Source organism: Mycolicibacterium pyrenivorans, assembly GCF_025821625.1.
In the GTDB taxonomy this organism is placed as follows: domain Bacteria; phylum Actinomycetota; class Actinomycetes; order Mycobacteriales; family Mycobacteriaceae; genus Mycobacterium; species Mycobacterium pyrenivorans.
The window spans coordinates 1-16,030 of the sequence record NZ_JACKSH010000239.1; the positions used below are offsets into that span (position 1 = coordinate 1).

A 16,030-nucleotide genomic window follows, 5' to 3' on the forward strand; every position below is an offset into this window, starting at 1 on the left:
CGGCGGGGGCGGGGGTGGCGGGGGTGGGGCCAGCACGTCGTTGAGTTCGTAGAACGGGTCCGCGCAGCCGGTGACGTCGACGTGCCTGCCGCCGACCGACCCGCACACCGCCGCCTGCGCGGTGGGGGCCGGTGCAGGGCCGATAACCACGGCCACGAACAGTCCCGCTGCCGCGACGAGCCAGGTTTGGCGCACGCTCACTCCTCAAGGTCTGGTTCCACGGCCATGGCCGTGGACGTCCCGCTGATTGTGGCAGCCGGGACGGGCCCGCGGGGCCGAACGCAACGAGGGTCGCTCCCGCCCCGGACCGAGTTTTTTCGCGCGGCGAAGTGTCCAAATTTGCCAGTCATCGACGGGCGCGTACGTGTTCGACACATCGGCACTGGACGCGAGGCCTGCGGCAGGCTCGACGCGCACGGGTGGTTTCGTAGCGGTCGATGAGACCACTGGGCAAATTCTGCTCACGCCCGTTGCAACGCTAGATGCCTCGTCGAAGACGACTTTGACAACATCGTCGATTCACGCAGCGAACTTCGGGCCGATGTCGTAGATTTCGGTCTGTGCGCGCCGCCTGACCGCGCAACGTGTGGGCTCAGATCGCACTAATGCGCATGCACCGAGGGGAATTGCGATCTGGGCGCACACTAACTTCCGGGCAGCACCCGGGCGCTGGTGAACCGTCGCGGAGCCCCGGTCAGCGGATCGTCGAACTCCAGGCTGTGCGCGAGAAGGTGCAGCGGCGTGGAGAAGTCGTCGGCGGGGACGTCGACAACCTCCGGATACCACGGATCGCCGGTGATCGGCAGCCCCAGCGACGCCATGTGCACCCGCAGCTGGTGGGTCCGCCCGGTGCGCGGGGTCAGCCGGTAGCGTCCGCCACCCTGGTGCTCGATGAACGTCTCGGCGTTCGGCTCACCCGGTTCCTCGACCGCCTGCAGGCAGCCGCGCCGCTTCACGATTCGGCTGCGCACCGTCATCGGGAACGCGAGAGCGGCGTCAACCGGTGCGTGCGCCAGGTAGGTCTTGCGCACCTGGCCGCGCGCGAACATCGTCTGATAGGCCCCGCGGAGTTCCCGGCGCACCGTGAACAGCAGCACCCCGGCGGTGAGTCGGTCCAGTCGATGGGCCGGGCTCAGGTCGGGCAGCTCCAGGTCTCGCCGCAACCGCACCAGCGCGGTCTGGGCGACGTGGCGGCCGCGGGGCATCGTGGCCAGAAAGTGCGGCTTGTCGACGACGACGATGTCCTCGTCGCGGTGCAGCACCGCAAGCTCGAACGGAACGGGCACCTCGTCGGGCAGCTCGCGGTACACGTAGACCAGCGAATTCGGTTGCAGCACAGTGGCTGCGGTCACCACGCTGCCGTCGGCGGCCAGCACCTCCCCGTTGAGCACCTTCTCCGCGGCGGCCTCGCCGAACCGGTCCGCCAACTCCACGAGCACCGCACCGCCGCGCAACCGCACCCGCGAGGGTCCGAGACCGTCACGCACGGGCAGCGGCGGACGCGCGGGACGTCTCAATTGAGCGGCACCGGCTCGAGGATCTCCGCACGCGCCTCCGGAGCGGCCGCGCGCAGTGCGTCGGCGGATTCGTCATCGGGCTGAGCCTGGGACAGCACCTCGGCCTCGACGCGCGCCAGATACGTCGCGACCTCGCGGTCGACATCCTCGGGGCTCCAACCCAGAATGGGCGCAACGACTTCGGCGACCTCACGGGCGCAGTCGACGCCGCGGTGGGGGTACTCGATGGAGATCCGCATCCGGCGGGCCAGGATGTCCTCGAGGTGCAGCGCGCCCTCCGCCGCGGCGGCGTAGGCGGCTTCGACCTTCAGGTACACCGGCGCCTCGGTGATCGGCGTCAGAAGGTCGGGTCGGCCCTCGCCCAGCTGCAGCACCTCACCGATGAGGGATCCGTACCGGTCCAGCAGGTGACGCACCCGATACGGGTGCAACCCGTAATGCGCTCCGACACTTTGGGTTTGGTTCACCAACGCGAAGTAGCCGTCGGCACCCATCAGCGGGACCTTCTCGGTGATCGACCGCGCCACCCGCGTCGGCACGAACTCCGCCGCGGCGTCGATGGCGTCCTCGGCCATCACCCGGTAGGTGGTGTACTTGCCGCCGGCGATGGCGACCAGTCCCGGCGCGGGCACCGCGACCGCATGCTCACGGGACAGCTTCGAGGTTTCCTCGCTCTCCCCCGCCAGCAGTGGCCGCAGGCCCGCGTACACCCCGTCGATGTCGTCGTGGGTCAACGGCGTCGCCAGCACGGTGTTCACGGTGCTGAGGATGTAGTCGATGTCGGCCTTGGTGGCGGCCGGATGGGCCAGATCGAGGTTCCAGTCGGTGTCGGTGGTGCCGATGATCCAGTGGGTGCCCCACGGGATGACGAACAGCACCGACTTGTCGGTCCGCAGGATGATCGCGACCTCGCTGACGATGCGGTCCCGCGGCACCACGATGTGCACGCCCTTGGACGCGCGCACCCGAAACCGGCCGCGCTGCTTGGACAATGCCTGGATCTCGTCGGTCCACACCCCGGTGGCGTTGACCACGACGTGGCCGTGCACCTCGGTGATCGCGCCGTCCTCCGAATCGCGCACCCGCACGCCGGTGACACGGTCACCCTCCCGCAGCAAGGCCACCACCTGAGTCGACGTGCGAACCACCGCCCCGTAGTGGGCGGCCGTGCGGGCCACCGTCATCGTGTGCCTGGCGTCGTCGACGACGGTGTCGTAGTAACGGATCCCACCGATCAGCGAGCTTCGTTTCAGACCGGGCGACAGCCGCAGCGCACCGGCCCGCGTCAGATGTTTCTGCGCCGGGACGGATTTCGAGCCGCCCAGCTGGTCGTACAGCATGATGCCCGCAGCCATGTAGGGCCGTTCCCACCAGCGGTTGGTCAACGGGAACAAGAACGGCAGCGGCTTGACCAGATGCGGCGCCAGCGTCGTCAGCGACAGCTCGCGTTCGTGCAGCGCCTCACGCACCAGGCCGAACTCCAGCTGCTCCAGGTAGCGCAGGCCGCCGTGGAACATCTTGCTGCTGCGGCTGGAGGTTCCCGACGCGAAATCGCGCGCCTCGACCAGCGCCACCTTCAGGCCGCGGGTCGCCGCGTCGAGAGCGGCTCCCGCGCCGACAACCCCACCGCCGACCACGACGACGTCGAACTGCTCGCTGCCCAGCCGCTCCCAGGCTCGGGCCCGCTGCTCCGGGCCCAGAAAGGTCTGCCCATTGCCCGGACCGGGGATCGGGTCACGCACGTTGACCGGCTCCTCGTTACTCGTCAGTACGGATGTCCGTCTCAGGTTACGTGCGATCAGTCAAGATCGTCGTGCGCCATCAACCGGCGCGCTGCCTCGACGATGGAACCCGACAACGACGGATACACCGACAGCGTCTGCGCCAGGTCGGTCACCGACAGGTTGTTCTGCACCGCCAGCGCGATCGGCAGGATCAGCTCCGAGGCGATCGGCGCCACCACGACACCACCGATCACCACACCTGTGGCGGGCCGGCAGAAGATCTTCACAAAACCGTGCCGGAGCAGCGACATCTTCGCCCTGGCGTTGGTGTTCAGCGGCAACATCATGGTGCGGGCCGGCACGCTGCCGTCGTCGATCGCCGACTGCGGGATGCCGACGGCGGCGATCTCGGGGCGGGTGAACGTCGCCGACGCGACCGTGCGCAACCGGATCGGCGACACCCCCTCCCCGAGCGCGTGGTACATCGCGATGCGTCCCTGCATGGCGGCCACCGACGCCAGCGGCAGCAGCCCGGTGCAGTCCCCGGCGGCGTAGATACCCGCCGCCGGAGTGCGCGACACCCGGTCGACGGGGATGTAGCCGCCGGGTTTGAGCTCGATGCCGACCCGGTCCAGGCCCAGGCCGGAGGTGTTGGGCACCGATCCGACCGTCATCAGCGCGTGGCTGCCCTCGACGGTGCGGCCGTCGGCGATCGTCACCTTCACCCCGTCTGAGACCTTTTTTCCTCCTTGCGTGCGGGAAGTGCGGGTCACCGAGTCGGCGCGGGCGTTCTTGATCAGGGTGACGCCACGCTCGGCGAACACCTCCTCCAGGACCGCGGCGGCGTCGGAGTCCTCGTGCGGCAGGATCTGGTCGCGGCTGGCCACCACCGTCACCGTCACGCCCAGCTCGGTGTAGGCGTTGCAGAACTCCGCGCCCGTCACCCCCGAACCGACGATGATCAGGTGTTCGGGCAGCTCGGAGAGGTCGTAGAGATGGCGCCACGTCAGGATGCGCTCGCCGTCGGGCACCGCGTTGGGCAGCACCCGCGGGCTGGCGCCGGTGGCGATCAGCACCACGTCGGCCTTGAGCACGCCGACCTTGCCGTCGGTGGTGGTGACCTTCACCCGGTGATGGGCCATCCCCGAGGTGTCGTCGACGAGCTCACCGTGGCCGCCGATGATCGTCACGCCCTGGTTGAGCAGCTGGCGGCCGATGTCGGCGGACTGCGAGGAGGCCAGCGTCTTGACCCGGTTGTTGATCTCGCCGAGCGAGATCTTGGCGTCGTCGATCGCGATGTCGAAGCCCAGGCCCTTGGCGCGGCGCAACTCGGTGCGCATGCCGGACGACGCGATGAACGTCTTCGACGGCACGCAGTCGTAGAGCACGCAGGCCCCACCGATTCCGTCCGAGTCGACGATCGTCACCTGGGTGACGTCCCGTCCTCTGGCGGCCGCGACCAGCGCCGCCTCATATCCGGCCGGCCCGCCGCCGATGATCACGATGCGCGTTACCACTGCTTCAACCTAGGACACCGGGGTCACGGAGGCGTTCCGATCCTCCCGCCTTCGCCGATGTCGGCCGGTTGACCGCGATAGCCTTCCGGATCCGTACTCCAGTTCAGGGCACGTTGTCGGTGGGGTTTGCGATGCTCGCCATCGAGATGCGCAGGTACACCACGTTCAGGTTTTGCCTCGACCCGACCAATGAGCAGCGGCAGGCGCTGGCCCGCCATGCCGGGGCATCGAGGTTTGCGTTCAATGAGTGTCTGCGGATGGTCAAGTCTGCGCTGAGCCAAAGCAAGTCGGACTCGGATTCACACGTGCCGTGGACGGGTTTTGATCTAATCAGCGCGTTCAACACGTGGAAGAAATCCGAGGAAGCCGGCCGGGTGGTGGCCGTCGACGCCAAGGGCGTCGCCGAGTTGGTTGCCGGACTGCATTGGCGGGCCGAGGTGTGTCAACAGGTGTTCGAAGAGGCCGCCGTGGACTGCAGCCGCGCCTTGGCTGCCTGGTCGGACTCGCGCCAACGCAAGCGCAAAGGTAAGGCGATGGGCTTTCCTCGATTCAAGAAGAAGACCCGCGTGGCATCCTTCCGACTGCGCAACAAACACTCCAAGGGCCGCCCACCGGCTGTCCGCGTCGGCGACAACAACCGCCCACGGTCGATAACAATGCCTGGCATCGGACAGATCGGAGTCCATGACGACACTCGCCGACTGCGACGCATGCTCGCCAACGGCCGCGCCAGGATCCTGTTCGCTACGGTGAGTCACCGTGCGGGCCGGTGGTGGGTGTCGCTGAACATCGAAGCGGCCGAACTGCATCCCGCGCTCCGGCACAAGGTGCATGACCCAACCCATGCCGGTGGGTGGATTGGTATCGACCGGGGCTTGGCGGCCTTTGTCGTCGCCGCCAACGCCGAAGGCCGCGAAGTTGCCCGCATCACCGATGCCCCCAAAGCGCTGGCGCGAGGTCTTGAACGGCAGCGGCGCCTCGCGAGATCGTTGTCCCGCAAGAAGAAAGGATCGAACAACCGCCGTGACGGCGTCGCCAAGCTGGCCCGGCACCACCATCGCGTCGCAAACATCCGCCGGCACTTCCTGCATCACGTATCCAACACGCTGGTCAAGAACCACGATCGGCTCGTCATCGAAGACCTTTACGTCGCCGGAATGCTCACAAACCGTCGCCTGGCTCGCGCAATCTGCGATGCGAGCTGGGCCAAGTTCGCCCGCCAATTGAGCTACAAACAGCAATGGCGCGGAGGCGAACTCGTTCTGGCGGACAGGTGGTACCCGTCGAGTCGGCTATGCCCTCACTGCGGGGTCACCCGAAGCGACCTCACCCTGGCTGATCGGATCTTCACGTGTGAATGCGGGTATGTGGCTGATCGCGACACCAACGCCGCGGTCAACCTAGCCCGATGGGCCCAAGAGCAACTGTTTCGCGACGAACCCCGGACCCCTAAGCGACGAGGCCGGGTCAACAATGCCCGCCGACGGGACGGCCCTGACCAGCACCCAGCGTGTGCCGGTGAAACCAGCCCGGATGACGCGGGAACCGATGTTCAGCCCGCACCGGCCTGAACATCGGACGCCCGAGAAGGGCGGTGCCGGCCAATGCACCAAAGTTGGCCGACACGCTTTAAGATTCACGCGTGCCGATCTACGCCGCCTACGGATCGAATATGCATCCCGAGCAGATGCTGCTGCGGGCACCGCATTCTCCGATGGCCGGGACGGGCTGGCTGCACGGCTGGCGCCTGACGTTCGGCGGCGCGGACATCAGCTGGGAAGGCGCGCTGGCCACCGTCGTCGAGGATCCGAACTCCAAGGTGTTCGTCGTGCTCTACGACGTGACCAGGGACGACGAGGCGAACCTCGACCGCTGGGAGGGCTCCGAGCTCGGGATCCACAAGAAGATCCGGTGCCGGGTGCACCGGTTGTCGTCGGACACCGACACCGACCCGGTGCTGGCCTGGCTGTATGTGGTGGACGCCTGGGAGGGTGGGATCCCGTCGGCGCGGTACCTTGGAGTGATGGCCGAGGCCGCCGAAATAGCCGGTGCGCCAGCAGAGTACGTGCACGATCTGCGGACCCGCCCGGCGAGCAACGTCGGCCCCGGCCCCGGCCCCGGGACGTAGGGCTTGTTGCGCGACCTCGCGTGTTTGTACAGCGACACGCCGTAAATACTGGCATTTTGCGCACGCTCACGCGGCGCGAGCGTGACGAAGCTGCTTGTCGATGCGCGCGACGACTTCCGACGCGCGATACCGCACGTCCTCGAACACGATTGGCACCACAACCCAGTCGATGTCGTGAAGCGCGTTGTACCGGCGCCGGTCCCTGCGCATCGCCTCGGCACCCGAGTGCCAGGCCACGCCGTCGTACTCCGCGGCAACCCGCTGGTCGGGCCACGCGAAGTCCAGTCGGCGGAGTTCCCCGTTGCCATCGATGATCTCGTACTGCAGTTCGGGCACGGGCAGGCCACCGTCGATCATCACCAGCCGCGCCTCACTCTCCATCGGAGACTCCGAGCGGGCGTCGGCGAGCGGAAGAAGGTCACGCACTGCAACGATTCCCCTGCGACCCTTCTGCTCGACGGCCGAGCGCCATAGGTCGGGAAGGCTGCAGGTGCGACTGCGCAGCGCCGCATCCAGCGTGGCCAGCGCCCGCGGCCTGGAAAGACCCCGCGCGACCTCGATGGCAGTCCACGCGGGCGCGGTCGCACGGCGGCCGTCGCGGACGACGAGCGGCGCGCCATCGCGGTAGTGCACCACCAAGCCGTCTGCGTTGCGCAGGGCGCAGCCAGGAGGGTCGAGCACATGGAGGTCCCGTGTTTCCTCGGTGTCGAAACCGAACAACGCGGCCGCCGTGCCCAGACAGACCGCGACCGACGTGCCGCACGCCAGGTCGAGGCCACGGAGCCGAAGCTCGTCGGTGGGTTCACCACGGCAGTAGATGCCCTGCCACATCCGTTCCAGCGCACCGGTATTCACCTCCGCTTCGAGCTGCCGCCGGGTGAGGTGGGTGAGGATCTGGGCGCTGGTCGCCACACCGCCCTGGACGTCGAGCAACCGGTTGAGTTCGTCGGCCATGACAGCGATGCTGTGGCCCCGGCTTCGGGCACACCAGCGACCGCCGGCGATCTGGGGATCAACTGGCGATTGTGTAGAACTCGTCGGCCGCGAGCACGCGCTAAATGCCAGGGATTACGGCGCGTCGACGTGCAAACACGCGATCTCGCGGTAGATCTCGCGGTAGATCTCGCGGTAGATCCGGACTACGTGGCAGCGTGGTCGACGAGGTTGACCAGCAGCTGCACCCCGACCCCGAGCGCGCGCTCGTCGAGGTCGAACGTCGGCTGGTGCAGGTCCAATTGCGGGCCCCGACCGCTCCACACCCCCAGCCGCGCCATCGCCCCGGGCACCTCTTCGAGGTACCAGGAGAAGTCCTCCCCGCCGCCGGACTGGTGGGTGTCGGCGAGCACGTCGGGGCCGATGGCCTCGATCGCGTGGGTGAGGATGCGCGTGGACACCTCTTCGTTGACCACCGGCGGCACCCCGCGGCGGTACAGCACGGTGTGCTCGATACCCAGCGGGGCCAATAACGACGAAACCGTCTCCCGCACAATGCCTTCCAGCGTCACCCAGGTTTCGCGGCTGGCCGTGCGGATGGTGCCTGCCAGCGTGCCGGTCTGCGGGATCGCGTTGGCGGCCACCCCCGCGTTGACCGCGCCCCACACCATCACCGTGCTGTTGCGCGGATCGATGCGACGCGACAGCACTCCGGGCACCCCGGTGATCAGGGTGCCCAGCCCGTAGACCAGGTCACTGGTGAGATGCGGACGCGACGTGTGCCCGCCCGGCGAGTGCAGGGTCACCTCGACCTGATCGGCCGCCGACGTGATCGGCCCCGGCCGCACCGCGACCCTGCCGACCGCCAGGCGTGGGTCGCAGTGCAGCGCATAGATCCGCGACACCCCGGTGAGCGCCCCCGCGGCGATCGCGTCGATCGCGCCGCCGGGCATCAGCTCCTCGGCGGCCTGGAAGATCAACCGGACGCCGACGGGCAGTTCGGGCGCCGACGCCATCGCCAGCCCGGCACCCAGCAGCACCGCGGTGTGCGCGTCGTGCCCGCAGGCGTGCGCGACGCCCGGCACCACCGACGCGTACGGCGCGCCGGTCCGCTCGGCCATCGGCAGCGCGTCCATGTCGGCGCGCAGGGCCACCCGCGGCCCGTCTTCTGGGCCGAAGTCGCACGTCAGGCCCGTGCCGCCGGGCAGGACCTTGGGGTTGAGCCCGGCGTCGGCCAAAAGGGAGGCGACGAACTGGGTGGTGGCGAACTCCTGGCGCCCGAGCTCGGGGTGCGCGTGGATGTGACGGCGCCACCCGACGAGATCGCCGTAGTGGGCGTTCAGCCACGCGGTGGCCGCGTCCGACAGGCCCGTCATGACGCCCGCCTCGCCTGCAGCTCGAGCACCCGGTCACGCTGGGCGACGTCGGAGGCCAGCGCAACCACGGTGCGCGCCAGCATGATCGAGCCCTCCAGCACCGCGGTGTCCGCACTCGCCGAAACCGCCGCGGCGGCGAACGCCGGCTGGTGGATGGACGCGCCGCCGGACTCGATGCCGACGATCGGGTGGATGCCCGGCATCATCTGCGTGACGTTGCCCATGTCGGTGCTGCCCAGCGGGAACGACGCCTCGACGTCCTCGGCGACGGGAGAGCGACCGACGCGCACCATCTCGGCCCGCAGCGCCGAGGACAGCCACGCATCCGGCGCCAATTCGGCGTAGGGGGGTGCGGTCTCGGTGACCTGGTGCTCACACCCGGTGGCCACGGCGCCCGCCGCGAAGCACCCGGCCATCCGGGATTCCAACTCGCGCAACGACTCCGAGTTGTTCGCACGCATCGTGTAACGCAGCTCGGCGTGGGCGGGGATCACGTTGGCCGCCTGCCCGCCGTCGGTGACGATGCCGTGCATCATCTGCCCCGGAGCCAGCTGCTGGCGCAACAGGCCGACGGCCACCTGCGCGACCGTGACGGCGTCGGCGGCGTTGATCCCGAGATACGGGGCGACAGCGGCATGTGATTCCCGTCCGGTGTAGGAGATCGTGGCCTCCGACAGTGCCAGCGAGCGTGCGGCCGCGATGTCGATCGGTCCGGGATGCAGCATCACCGTCGCGGCGATGTCGTCGAACACCCCCGCGTCGAGCATCAGCACCTTGCCCCCGCCCGCCTCCTCGGCCGGGGTGCCCAGGAGCACCACCGTCAGGCCGAGTTCGTCGGCGACCTCGGCCAGTGCCAGCGCGGTCCCGACCGCCGACGCCGCGATGATGTTGTGCCCGCACGCGTGACCGATCTCCGGCAGCGCGTCGTACTCGGCGCAGATCCCGATGACCAGCGGTCCGCTGCCGTAATCGGCGCGGAACGCGGTGTCCAGGCCCGCCGGTTTGGCCGTGATGCGGAACCCGCGCTCGGCGACCAGTGCCTGCGTCTTGGCGCAGCTGCGATGCTCGGAGAACGCGAGTTCGGGCTCGGCGTGGATGGAGTGGGACAGCTCGACGAGCTCGGCGCTGCGCACGCGCACCGCGTCTTCGACGCATGTCGAGGCGGCAGTGGGCATGGTGGCAGTATCTCACTGCTCGTCGCGGACGCCGATCGGGCTTAAGCTGCGGAGCGTGACCCCGGCCGACGAAGCGAAGAGCGCAGCGGCTGCCCTCGTCGAGCGCACCGGCGTCGACGCGCACGACGTCGCGGTGGTGCTCGGATCCGGGTGGGCTCCCGCGGCCGCCGAACTCGGCGACGCGGTCGCGATCGTCCCGATGGCCGAGCTGCCGGGTTTCACCCCGCCCAGCGCCGACGGGCACGGCGGCCAGGTGCTGTCGCTGCACGTCGGCGCGCATCGCGTGCTGGTCCTGCTGGGCCGGATCCACGCCTACGAGGGACACGACCTGCGCCACGTCGTGCACCCGGTGCGGACCGCCTGCGCGGCGGGCGTGCACACGGTGGTGCTGACCAACGCCGCGGGCGGGTTGCGTCCCGAGTATTCGGTGGGCCAGGCCGTGCTGATCAGCGACCACCTCAACCTCACGGCGCGCTCCCCGCTGGTCGGCGCCCAGTTCGTGGACCTGGTCGACGCGTACTCGCCGCGGCTACGGCACCTCGCGCGCGAGATCGACCCGACGCTGGCGGACGGGGTGTACGCCGGCCTGCCCGGTCCGCACTACGAGACACCGGCGGAGATCCGGATGCTGCGCACGCTGGGCGCCGACCTGGTGGGCATGTCGACGGTGCACGAGACGATCGCCGCCCGCGAAGCGGGTGCGCAGGTGCTGGGTGTGTCGTTGGTGACGAACCTTGCGGCCGGGATGACCGGTGCGCCGCTGCGCCACGACGAGGTGCTCGAGGCGGGCCGTCAGTCGGCGACCCGGATGGGCTCCCTGCTATCGGGGGTGATCGCCCGACTCTGAGGGCTCAGCTTTCTGCTCGCCCACACGACGGCGCGCGCCAGCAGCGGCGCGGCGAACAGCATCAGCAGGATCCGCACCACCTGCGCGGCGATGATGAACGTCACGTTGGACCCGGTCTCGACGGCGGTGGCCAGCACCGCGTACACGCCGCCGGGGCTGGTCGCGAGGTAGCCCTCGAGCGGGGTCAGCCCGGTGACGTGGGCCAGCAGCACGCCGAGGCCTGCGGTCGCGACGCCCAGCACGACGATCAGGCCGACGGCGGCGGGCAGCAGACGGCCGACGGCACGCAGCGAATCCCGGGTGAAGGCCAGCCCCGCCTGCCAGCCGATCAGCATGTAGCCCGCCTGCACCAGCAGCACCGGCACCGACAACCCGAACGACAGCCCGCTGATCTCGAGGACGACCGTCAGCGCGAGCGGGCCGAGCAGCCCCGCACCGGGCAACCGGATCCACCGGCCCACGGTGGCGCCGACCAGCACCAGTGCGACCAGCATGCCGATGCTCAGATACCAAGGGGCGGAGACATTTTGGGCTGGGTTTGTGGCGCCGTGGGACTTGTCCGCGTGGTAGATCAGCGTGACGACGACGGGCATCGACGCGGTGATCAGCGCCACGCGCAAGTACTGCACGACGGCAACGACGCGGTCGTCGCCGCCGAGTTCACGCGCGATCGCCACCAGCCCGGAGGCCCCGCCGGCCACCAGGGACAGCGATCCGGTCAGCGGGGTGACGTCGCGGTGCAACCCCAGCAGCGCTCCGGCGATGACGCTGAGCACGAGCGTCGCGACCGCGATCCCGACGACGACGGGCCAGTCGCCGCCCAGTGCGGCCAGCGCGTCCTGGTGCACCATCGTGCCGATGTAGACGCCGAGCACCCCCTGCGCGCCGACGCCGACCTTGCGGGGCACACCCGCAGGCCCCAGCGTGAGCAGCGCCAGGGCGATACCGACCACCAGCGCCGCGAACAGCGCCGCCGACGGCACCCCGATCAGCGTCAACGGGACGGTGACCGCGGCCGTCGCCGCAAGAAGGCCCGCCCACCTGAGTACCGGTCGCATTCACGTCATCCCGATAGCAAGTATGCCCTTGATACATCACGATCGCAACGCAGCTTGTTGAGAGTTCGCGGGCCCATAGATACCAAGGTGTAACTTGCTATCTATGGGGACTTCGACATCTGCCGCCACCGAGCTGCGGGAATCCGTGATGGCGGTCGCCAGGCAGATGCGCCGGCACCGCCCCGACAACGGACTGACCCTCAGCCAGATGCAGCTGCTCGGCGAGATCAGCCGCGCCGGCGTCACCACCCCCGCCGAACTCGGGGTGCGGATGCAGGTCAGGGTGCAGTCGCTGACGGACTCGCTCAACGAGCTGGAATTGCGGGAGCTGATCGGGCGTCGACCCGACGACACAGACCGCCGCCGCCAGCTCGTCGAGCTGACCGCCGCGGGCGCGGAGCTGCTGGAGGCCGACCGCGCCGAACGCGACGCATGGCTGCACGACACGATGCGCGACACGCTGTCGCCGCTGGAGTTCGACCTGCTGATGCTGGTGGCGCCGATCCTGCGCAAGCTGGCGGAGGCCGATACCGGCACACTGGCGGAGTGAACTCACCAGCCCTGCCCGCCGCCGTGGCCGAGTGGGTCGCCCACGACCCCGATCCGGGTGCCGCCGCCGAGCTCGCGGCCTGCAGCGACGACGAACTCGCCGACCGTTTCGCCCAGCCCCTGACGTTCGGCACCGCGGGCCTGCGCGGTCCGCTGCGCGCCGGACCCAACGGGATGAACCTCGCCGTGGTGCTGCGCGCGACCTGGGGGGTAGCCAAGGTCCTAAGTGACCGCTCCCCCGGTTCCGCGGTCGTGGTCGGCTACGACGCTCGGCACCGCTCCGCGGAGTTCGGTCGAGCCGCTGCTGAAGTCTTTGCCGCTCAGGGCTTTTCGGTCACCCTGATGTACTGGGCGGTGCCCACGCCCGTCGTGGCGTTCGCCGTCCGCAGCATGGGCGCGGCCGCGGGGGTGCAGATCACCGCGTCGCACAACCCGGCCTCCGACAACGGCTACAAGGTGTACTTCGCCGGCGGCCTGCAGATCGTCGAACCCACCGACCACGACATCGAGCACGCCATCGCCGCGGCGCCGCCCGCCGACGAGATCCCCCGGGTGTCAGTGCCGCTCGGCGGCGTCGAGCAGATGCGTGACTACGTCGAGCGGGCCGCCGCGGTTCGCCGGACCACCGGATCGGTGCGGGTGGCGCTGACACCGATGCACGGTGTCGGCGGCGAGTTCGCCCTCGATGCGTTGGCGCTGGCCGGCTTCGGCGACGTGCACGTCGTCGACAGCCAGTTCGCGCCGGATCCGGATTTTCCGACCGTGGCCTTCCCCAACCCGGAAGAACCCGGCGCCGTCGACGAACTGCTGGCCCTCGCCGCCGCCGTCGACGCCGAGATCGCCGTCGCCCTGGACCCCGACGCCGACCGATGTGCCATCGGGGTTCCCACCCCGGCTGGCTGGCGCATGCTCTCGGGCGACGAAACCGGTTGGCTGCTCGGCGATTACATCCTGTCGACCCACCGGGGCACGGCCGCCGCCGTGGTGGCCAGCACGGTGGTGTCGTCGCGGATGCTGGCGAGCATCGCCGCCGACCACGGGGCGCGCCACGTCGAGACCCTGACCGGGTTCAAGTGGCTGGCCCGCGCCGACGACGGAGTCGACGGGACGTTGATGTACGCCTACGAGGAGGCGATCGGGCACTGCGTGGACCCCGACGCGGTCCGCGACAAGGACGGCATCAGCGCGGCGGTGCTGGCCTGCGATTTCGTGGTCGCGCTGCGTGATCGGGGGCAGACGGTGCTCGACGCCCTCGACGGCCTGGCCCGCCGCCACGGGGTGCACACCACCACGGCCGTCACCCGCCGGGTCGAGAACCCCTCCGCAGCAGCCACTTTGATGGCCCGACTGCGCGCCACCCCGCCGAAACGAATCGCCGGCTTCACCGTCACCGCAACCGACCTGATGCCCCGTACCGATGCGCTGGTCTTCACCGGCGGGGACGACACCACGTCGGTGCGGGTGGTGACGCGCCCATCCGGCACCGAGCCAAAGCTGAAGTCCTACATCGAAGTTCGCTGTGACGGCGACCTGCCGATCGCGCGCGCACGGGCCGCCGAGGTGCAGGACGCCGTCGCCTCCGCCCTCGCCGGAATGGCATTCCAGCAGGATTCGTCTCGCACTTCTCCTGCTGGAATGCCATTCCGGCAGAGACGGGATGGTGGCTAGCGGGGGCCGAACTGGCGGTCGCCGGCATCGCCGAGACCGGGAACGATGTAGGCGATGTCGTTGAGCCCGGAGTCGATGGTCGCGGTGATCAGCCGCATCCGCGGAGCCACTTTGTCCAGCGCCGCAAGCCCTTCCGGCGCGACGACGACGCAGATCGCGGTGACATCGACGGCGTTGCGGGCGTAGAGCAACTCGACGGTGTGCACCATCGACCCGCCGGTGGCCAGCATCGGGTCCAGGATGATGACCGGCTGCGTGCTCAGGTCGTCGGGCAGCGATTCCAGGTAGGGCGTCGGCTGATGCGTCTGCTCGTCACGGGCCACCCCGACGAAACCGACCCTGGCCTCCGGGATCAGCGCATGCGCCTGATCCACCATCCCGAGTCCGGCGCGCAGCACCGGGACGAGCAGCGGCGGATTGGCCAGCTTCGCCCCCGCGGTGTCGGCCAGCGGCGTGCGCACGGCGATAATCTCGACCGCCAACTCTCGAGTGGCCTCGTAGACGAGCATCAAGGTGAGATCGCGCAGCGCCGCACGGAAGGCCGCATTGTCGGTGCGCTCGTCGCGCAGGGTCGTCAGCCGCGCCGCGGCCAGCGGATGGTCCACAACGCGCACGTCCATGGATTCCGACCTTAATGGGAACCGACGGCGGATTCGCGGCGTCCTATCGGTATGTTCGCGCGCCTGTCTGCAGACACCGACGCCATCCGCGCCTACGGTTCGGCCTCCTCGGCCCACGCGGCGGACCTGGAGGCGGCCGCCGCACGGCTGTCCGCGGTCGGAACCGTGCCCGCCTCGATCTTCGGGCCGGTCGGCGCCGCATTCCAGGCGGCACTGGCCCGTGCCACCGAGCGTGAGGCCCGCACCGTCAGCGATCTGAGCAGCGCGCTCGCGGCGGCGAATCCGGCGGCCGCCATCGCGGCGCACGCCTACGAGGGCGCCGACGCCGACGCCGGGTCCCGGCTCATCGGTGCCTGGTGATGCCCAGCACGTTGGTCGCGGCGCTGACCGCGCCGATCCGCCGGGTGCAGGCGCTGGTCGGCCCGGGATGGTCGGGCGACCCGACGGCCGACCCGGCCGCGGTGCTGGTCGGGGTGCGCGACATGTTGACCGACGTCGCGGCCTCGGCCGGGCAGGCCTGGCGCAGCACCGGGGACGGATGGTCGGGCGCGGGTGCGGATTCGGCGGCGCGNTTCGCGCAGACGACGGCCGCGGCGATCGACGGTGCTGCCGAGCGTGCCGAGAGCCTGGGCGCGACCGCCGACAGCGCCGCCGGGGCGGTGGCACGCGCACACCGCCGCCTGCAGGCGATCGTCGACGAGTTCGAGGCAAGGGCGAGCGCGCTGGAACCGCAACTGGATTCGCCCGGGGTCGCCGAGGAACTGCTCGCCGAGGCACGCCGGTCGCTGGCCGATGCGGTCGCGGTCGTCGAAGAATTACTCGCCGAACTCGACGGGCACGCCGCCGCGCTCGACACCCGCGGACCGACGGCGCCGGCGTCCACGGCCCCGGCGGGCTGGTCGGGTGGCAGCGGTGCGG

General features: G+C 69.7%; 14 protein-coding genes and 1 pseudogene. 6 read left to right on the top strand and 9 right to left on the bottom strand.

The annotated features are described in order from the left end of the window. The 4 genes and pseudogenes from H7I57_RS26265 to H7I57_RS26280 form a co-directional block, all read right to left on the bottom strand. Window positions 1-195 (bottom strand): annotated as a pseudogene (locus tag H7I57_RS26265) (hypothetical protein); the annotation flags it as partial. Window positions 196-644: 449 nt separating this feature from the next. Then, window positions 645-1,487 (bottom strand): RluA family pseudouridine synthase, encoded by an 843-nt coding sequence (locus H7I57_RS26270; protein ID WP_264027191.1) that lies wholly within the window; start codon window positions 1,485-1,487, stop codon window positions 645-647. 26 nt (window positions 1,488-1,513) lie between these two features. Beyond that, entirely contained in the window at window positions 1,514-3,259 is a 1,746-nt protein-coding gene (locus H7I57_RS26275; protein ID WP_264027192.1) for a glycerol-3-phosphate dehydrogenase/oxidase, read from the bottom strand. Window positions 3,260-3,315: 56 nt separating this feature from the next. Next, window positions 3,316-4,758 carry an NAD(P)H-quinone dehydrogenase gene (locus H7I57_RS26280; protein WP_264027193.1) on the bottom strand — a complete coding sequence of 481 codons (1,443 nt, stop codon included), beginning with the start codon at window positions 4,756-4,758 and terminating at the stop codon, window positions 3,316-3,318. 68 nt (window positions 4,759-4,826) lie between these two features. On the opposite strand from H7I57_RS26280, the gene H7I57_RS26285 reads away from it, so the two are divergent. Together H7I57_RS26285 and H7I57_RS26290 are read left to right on the top strand one after the other, a co-directional pair. Further along, on the top strand, window positions 4,827-6,329 hold the full coding sequence (locus H7I57_RS26285) for an RNA-guided endonuclease InsQ/TnpB family protein (protein ID WP_264027194.1): 1,503 nt from the start codon (window positions 4,827-4,829) through the stop codon (window positions 6,327-6,329). A gap of 71 nt (window positions 6,330-6,400) precedes the next feature. Then, entirely contained in the window at window positions 6,401-6,886 is a 486-nt protein-coding gene (locus H7I57_RS26290) for a gamma-glutamylcyclotransferase family protein (protein WP_264027195.1), read from the top strand. A gap of 66 nt (window positions 6,887-6,952) precedes the next feature. Here the strand turns inward: H7I57_RS26290 and H7I57_RS26295 are convergent, their stop codons facing one another. The 3 genes from H7I57_RS26295 to H7I57_RS26305 all read right to left on the bottom strand — a co-directional run bounded on the left by H7I57_RS26295 (window position 6,953) and on the right by H7I57_RS26305 (window position 10,370). Then, window positions 6,953-7,840: a type IV toxin-antitoxin system AbiEi family antitoxin gene (locus H7I57_RS26295; protein WP_264027197.1), complete on the bottom strand. Its 888-nt coding sequence runs from the start codon at window positions 7,838-7,840 to the stop codon at window positions 6,953-6,955. A gap of 185 nt (window positions 7,841-8,025) precedes the next feature. Continuing rightward, window positions 8,026-9,195, bottom strand: coding sequence for an amidohydrolase (locus H7I57_RS26300; RefSeq protein ID WP_264027198.1), 1,170 nt, complete (start codon window positions 9,193-9,195; stop codon window positions 8,026-8,028). Continuing rightward, the gene (locus H7I57_RS26305; protein ID WP_264027200.1) at window positions 9,192-10,370 is read right to left on the bottom strand and encodes a M20 family metallopeptidase; all 1,179 of its coding nucleotides are present in this window, start codon (window positions 10,368-10,370) and stop codon (window positions 9,192-9,194) included. Before H7I57_RS26305 ends, H7I57_RS26300 begins: the two co-directional genes overlap by 4 nt. Window positions 10,371-10,425: 55 nt before the next feature. On the opposite strand from H7I57_RS26305, the gene H7I57_RS26310 reads away from it, so the two are divergent. Next, window positions 10,426-11,217, top strand: coding sequence for a purine-nucleoside phosphorylase (locus H7I57_RS26310; RefSeq protein ID WP_264027202.1), 792 nt, complete (start codon window positions 10,426-10,428; stop codon window positions 11,215-11,217). Here the strand turns inward: H7I57_RS26310 and H7I57_RS26315 are convergent. Next, the gene (locus H7I57_RS26315; RefSeq protein ID WP_264027204.1) at window positions 11,163-12,275 is read right to left on the bottom strand and encodes an AbrB family protein; all 1,113 of its coding nucleotides are present in this window, start codon (window positions 12,273-12,275) and stop codon (window positions 11,163-11,165) included. The two genes, H7I57_RS26310 and H7I57_RS26315, sit on opposite strands and share 55 nt — an antisense overlap. Window positions 12,276-12,378: 103 nt before the next feature. On the opposite strand from H7I57_RS26315, the gene H7I57_RS26320 reads away from it, so the two are divergent. Further along, window positions 12,379-12,825 (top strand): MarR family winged helix-turn-helix transcriptional regulator, encoded by a 447-nt coding sequence (locus H7I57_RS26320; RefSeq protein ID WP_264027206.1) that lies wholly within the window; start codon window positions 12,379-12,381, stop codon window positions 12,823-12,825. Beyond that, window positions 12,822-14,492: a phospho-sugar mutase gene (locus tag H7I57_RS26325; RefSeq protein ID WP_264027208.1), complete on the top strand. Its 1,671-nt coding sequence runs from the start codon at window positions 12,822-12,824 to the stop codon at window positions 14,490-14,492. Before H7I57_RS26320 ends, H7I57_RS26325 begins: the two co-directional genes overlap by 4 nt. Here H7I57_RS26325 and upp read toward each other — a convergent pair. Next, entirely contained in the window at window positions 14,489-15,112 is a 624-nt protein-coding gene (gene upp, locus H7I57_RS26330) for a uracil phosphoribosyltransferase (protein WP_264027210.1), read from the bottom strand. The genes H7I57_RS26325 and upp overlap by 4 nt on opposite strands. 51 nt (window positions 15,113-15,163) lie before the next feature. On the opposite strand from upp, the gene H7I57_RS26335 reads away from it, so the two are divergent. Further along, window positions 15,164-15,472 (top strand): type VII secretion target, encoded by a 309-nt coding sequence (locus tag H7I57_RS26335; protein ID WP_264027211.1) that lies wholly within the window; start codon window positions 15,164-15,166, stop codon window positions 15,470-15,472. Window positions 15,473-16,030 lie beyond the last annotated feature (558 nt).

Excerpts from the sequence above, each read along its gene's own strand:
- H7I57_RS26335 (WP_264027211.1), top strand. The coding sequence starts at position 15,164 with ATGTTCGCGCGCCTGTCTGCAGACACCGACGCCATCCGCGCCTACGGT.
- H7I57_RS26305 (WP_264027200.1), bottom strand. The coding sequence starts at position 10,370 with ATGCCCACTGCCGCCTCGACATGCGTCGAAGACGCGGTGCGCGTGCGC.
- H7I57_RS26300 (WP_264027198.1), bottom strand. The coding sequence starts at position 9,195 with ATGACGGGCCTGTCGGACGCGGCCACCGCGTGGCTGAACGCCCACTAC.
- H7I57_RS26295 (WP_264027197.1), bottom strand. The coding sequence starts at position 7,840 with ATGGCCGACGAACTCAACCGGTTGCTCGACGTCCAGGGCGGTGTGGCG.
- H7I57_RS26320 (WP_264027206.1), top strand. The coding sequence starts at position 12,379 with ATGGGGACTTCGACATCTGCCGCCACCGAGCTGCGGGAATCCGTGATG.
- upp (WP_264027210.1), bottom strand. The coding sequence starts at position 15,112 with ATGGACGTGCGCGTTGTGGACCATCCGCTGGCCGCGGCGCGGCTGACG.
- H7I57_RS26315 (WP_264027204.1), bottom strand. The coding sequence starts at position 12,275 with ATGCGACCGGTACTCAGGTGGGCGGGCCTTCTTGCGGCGACGGCCGCG.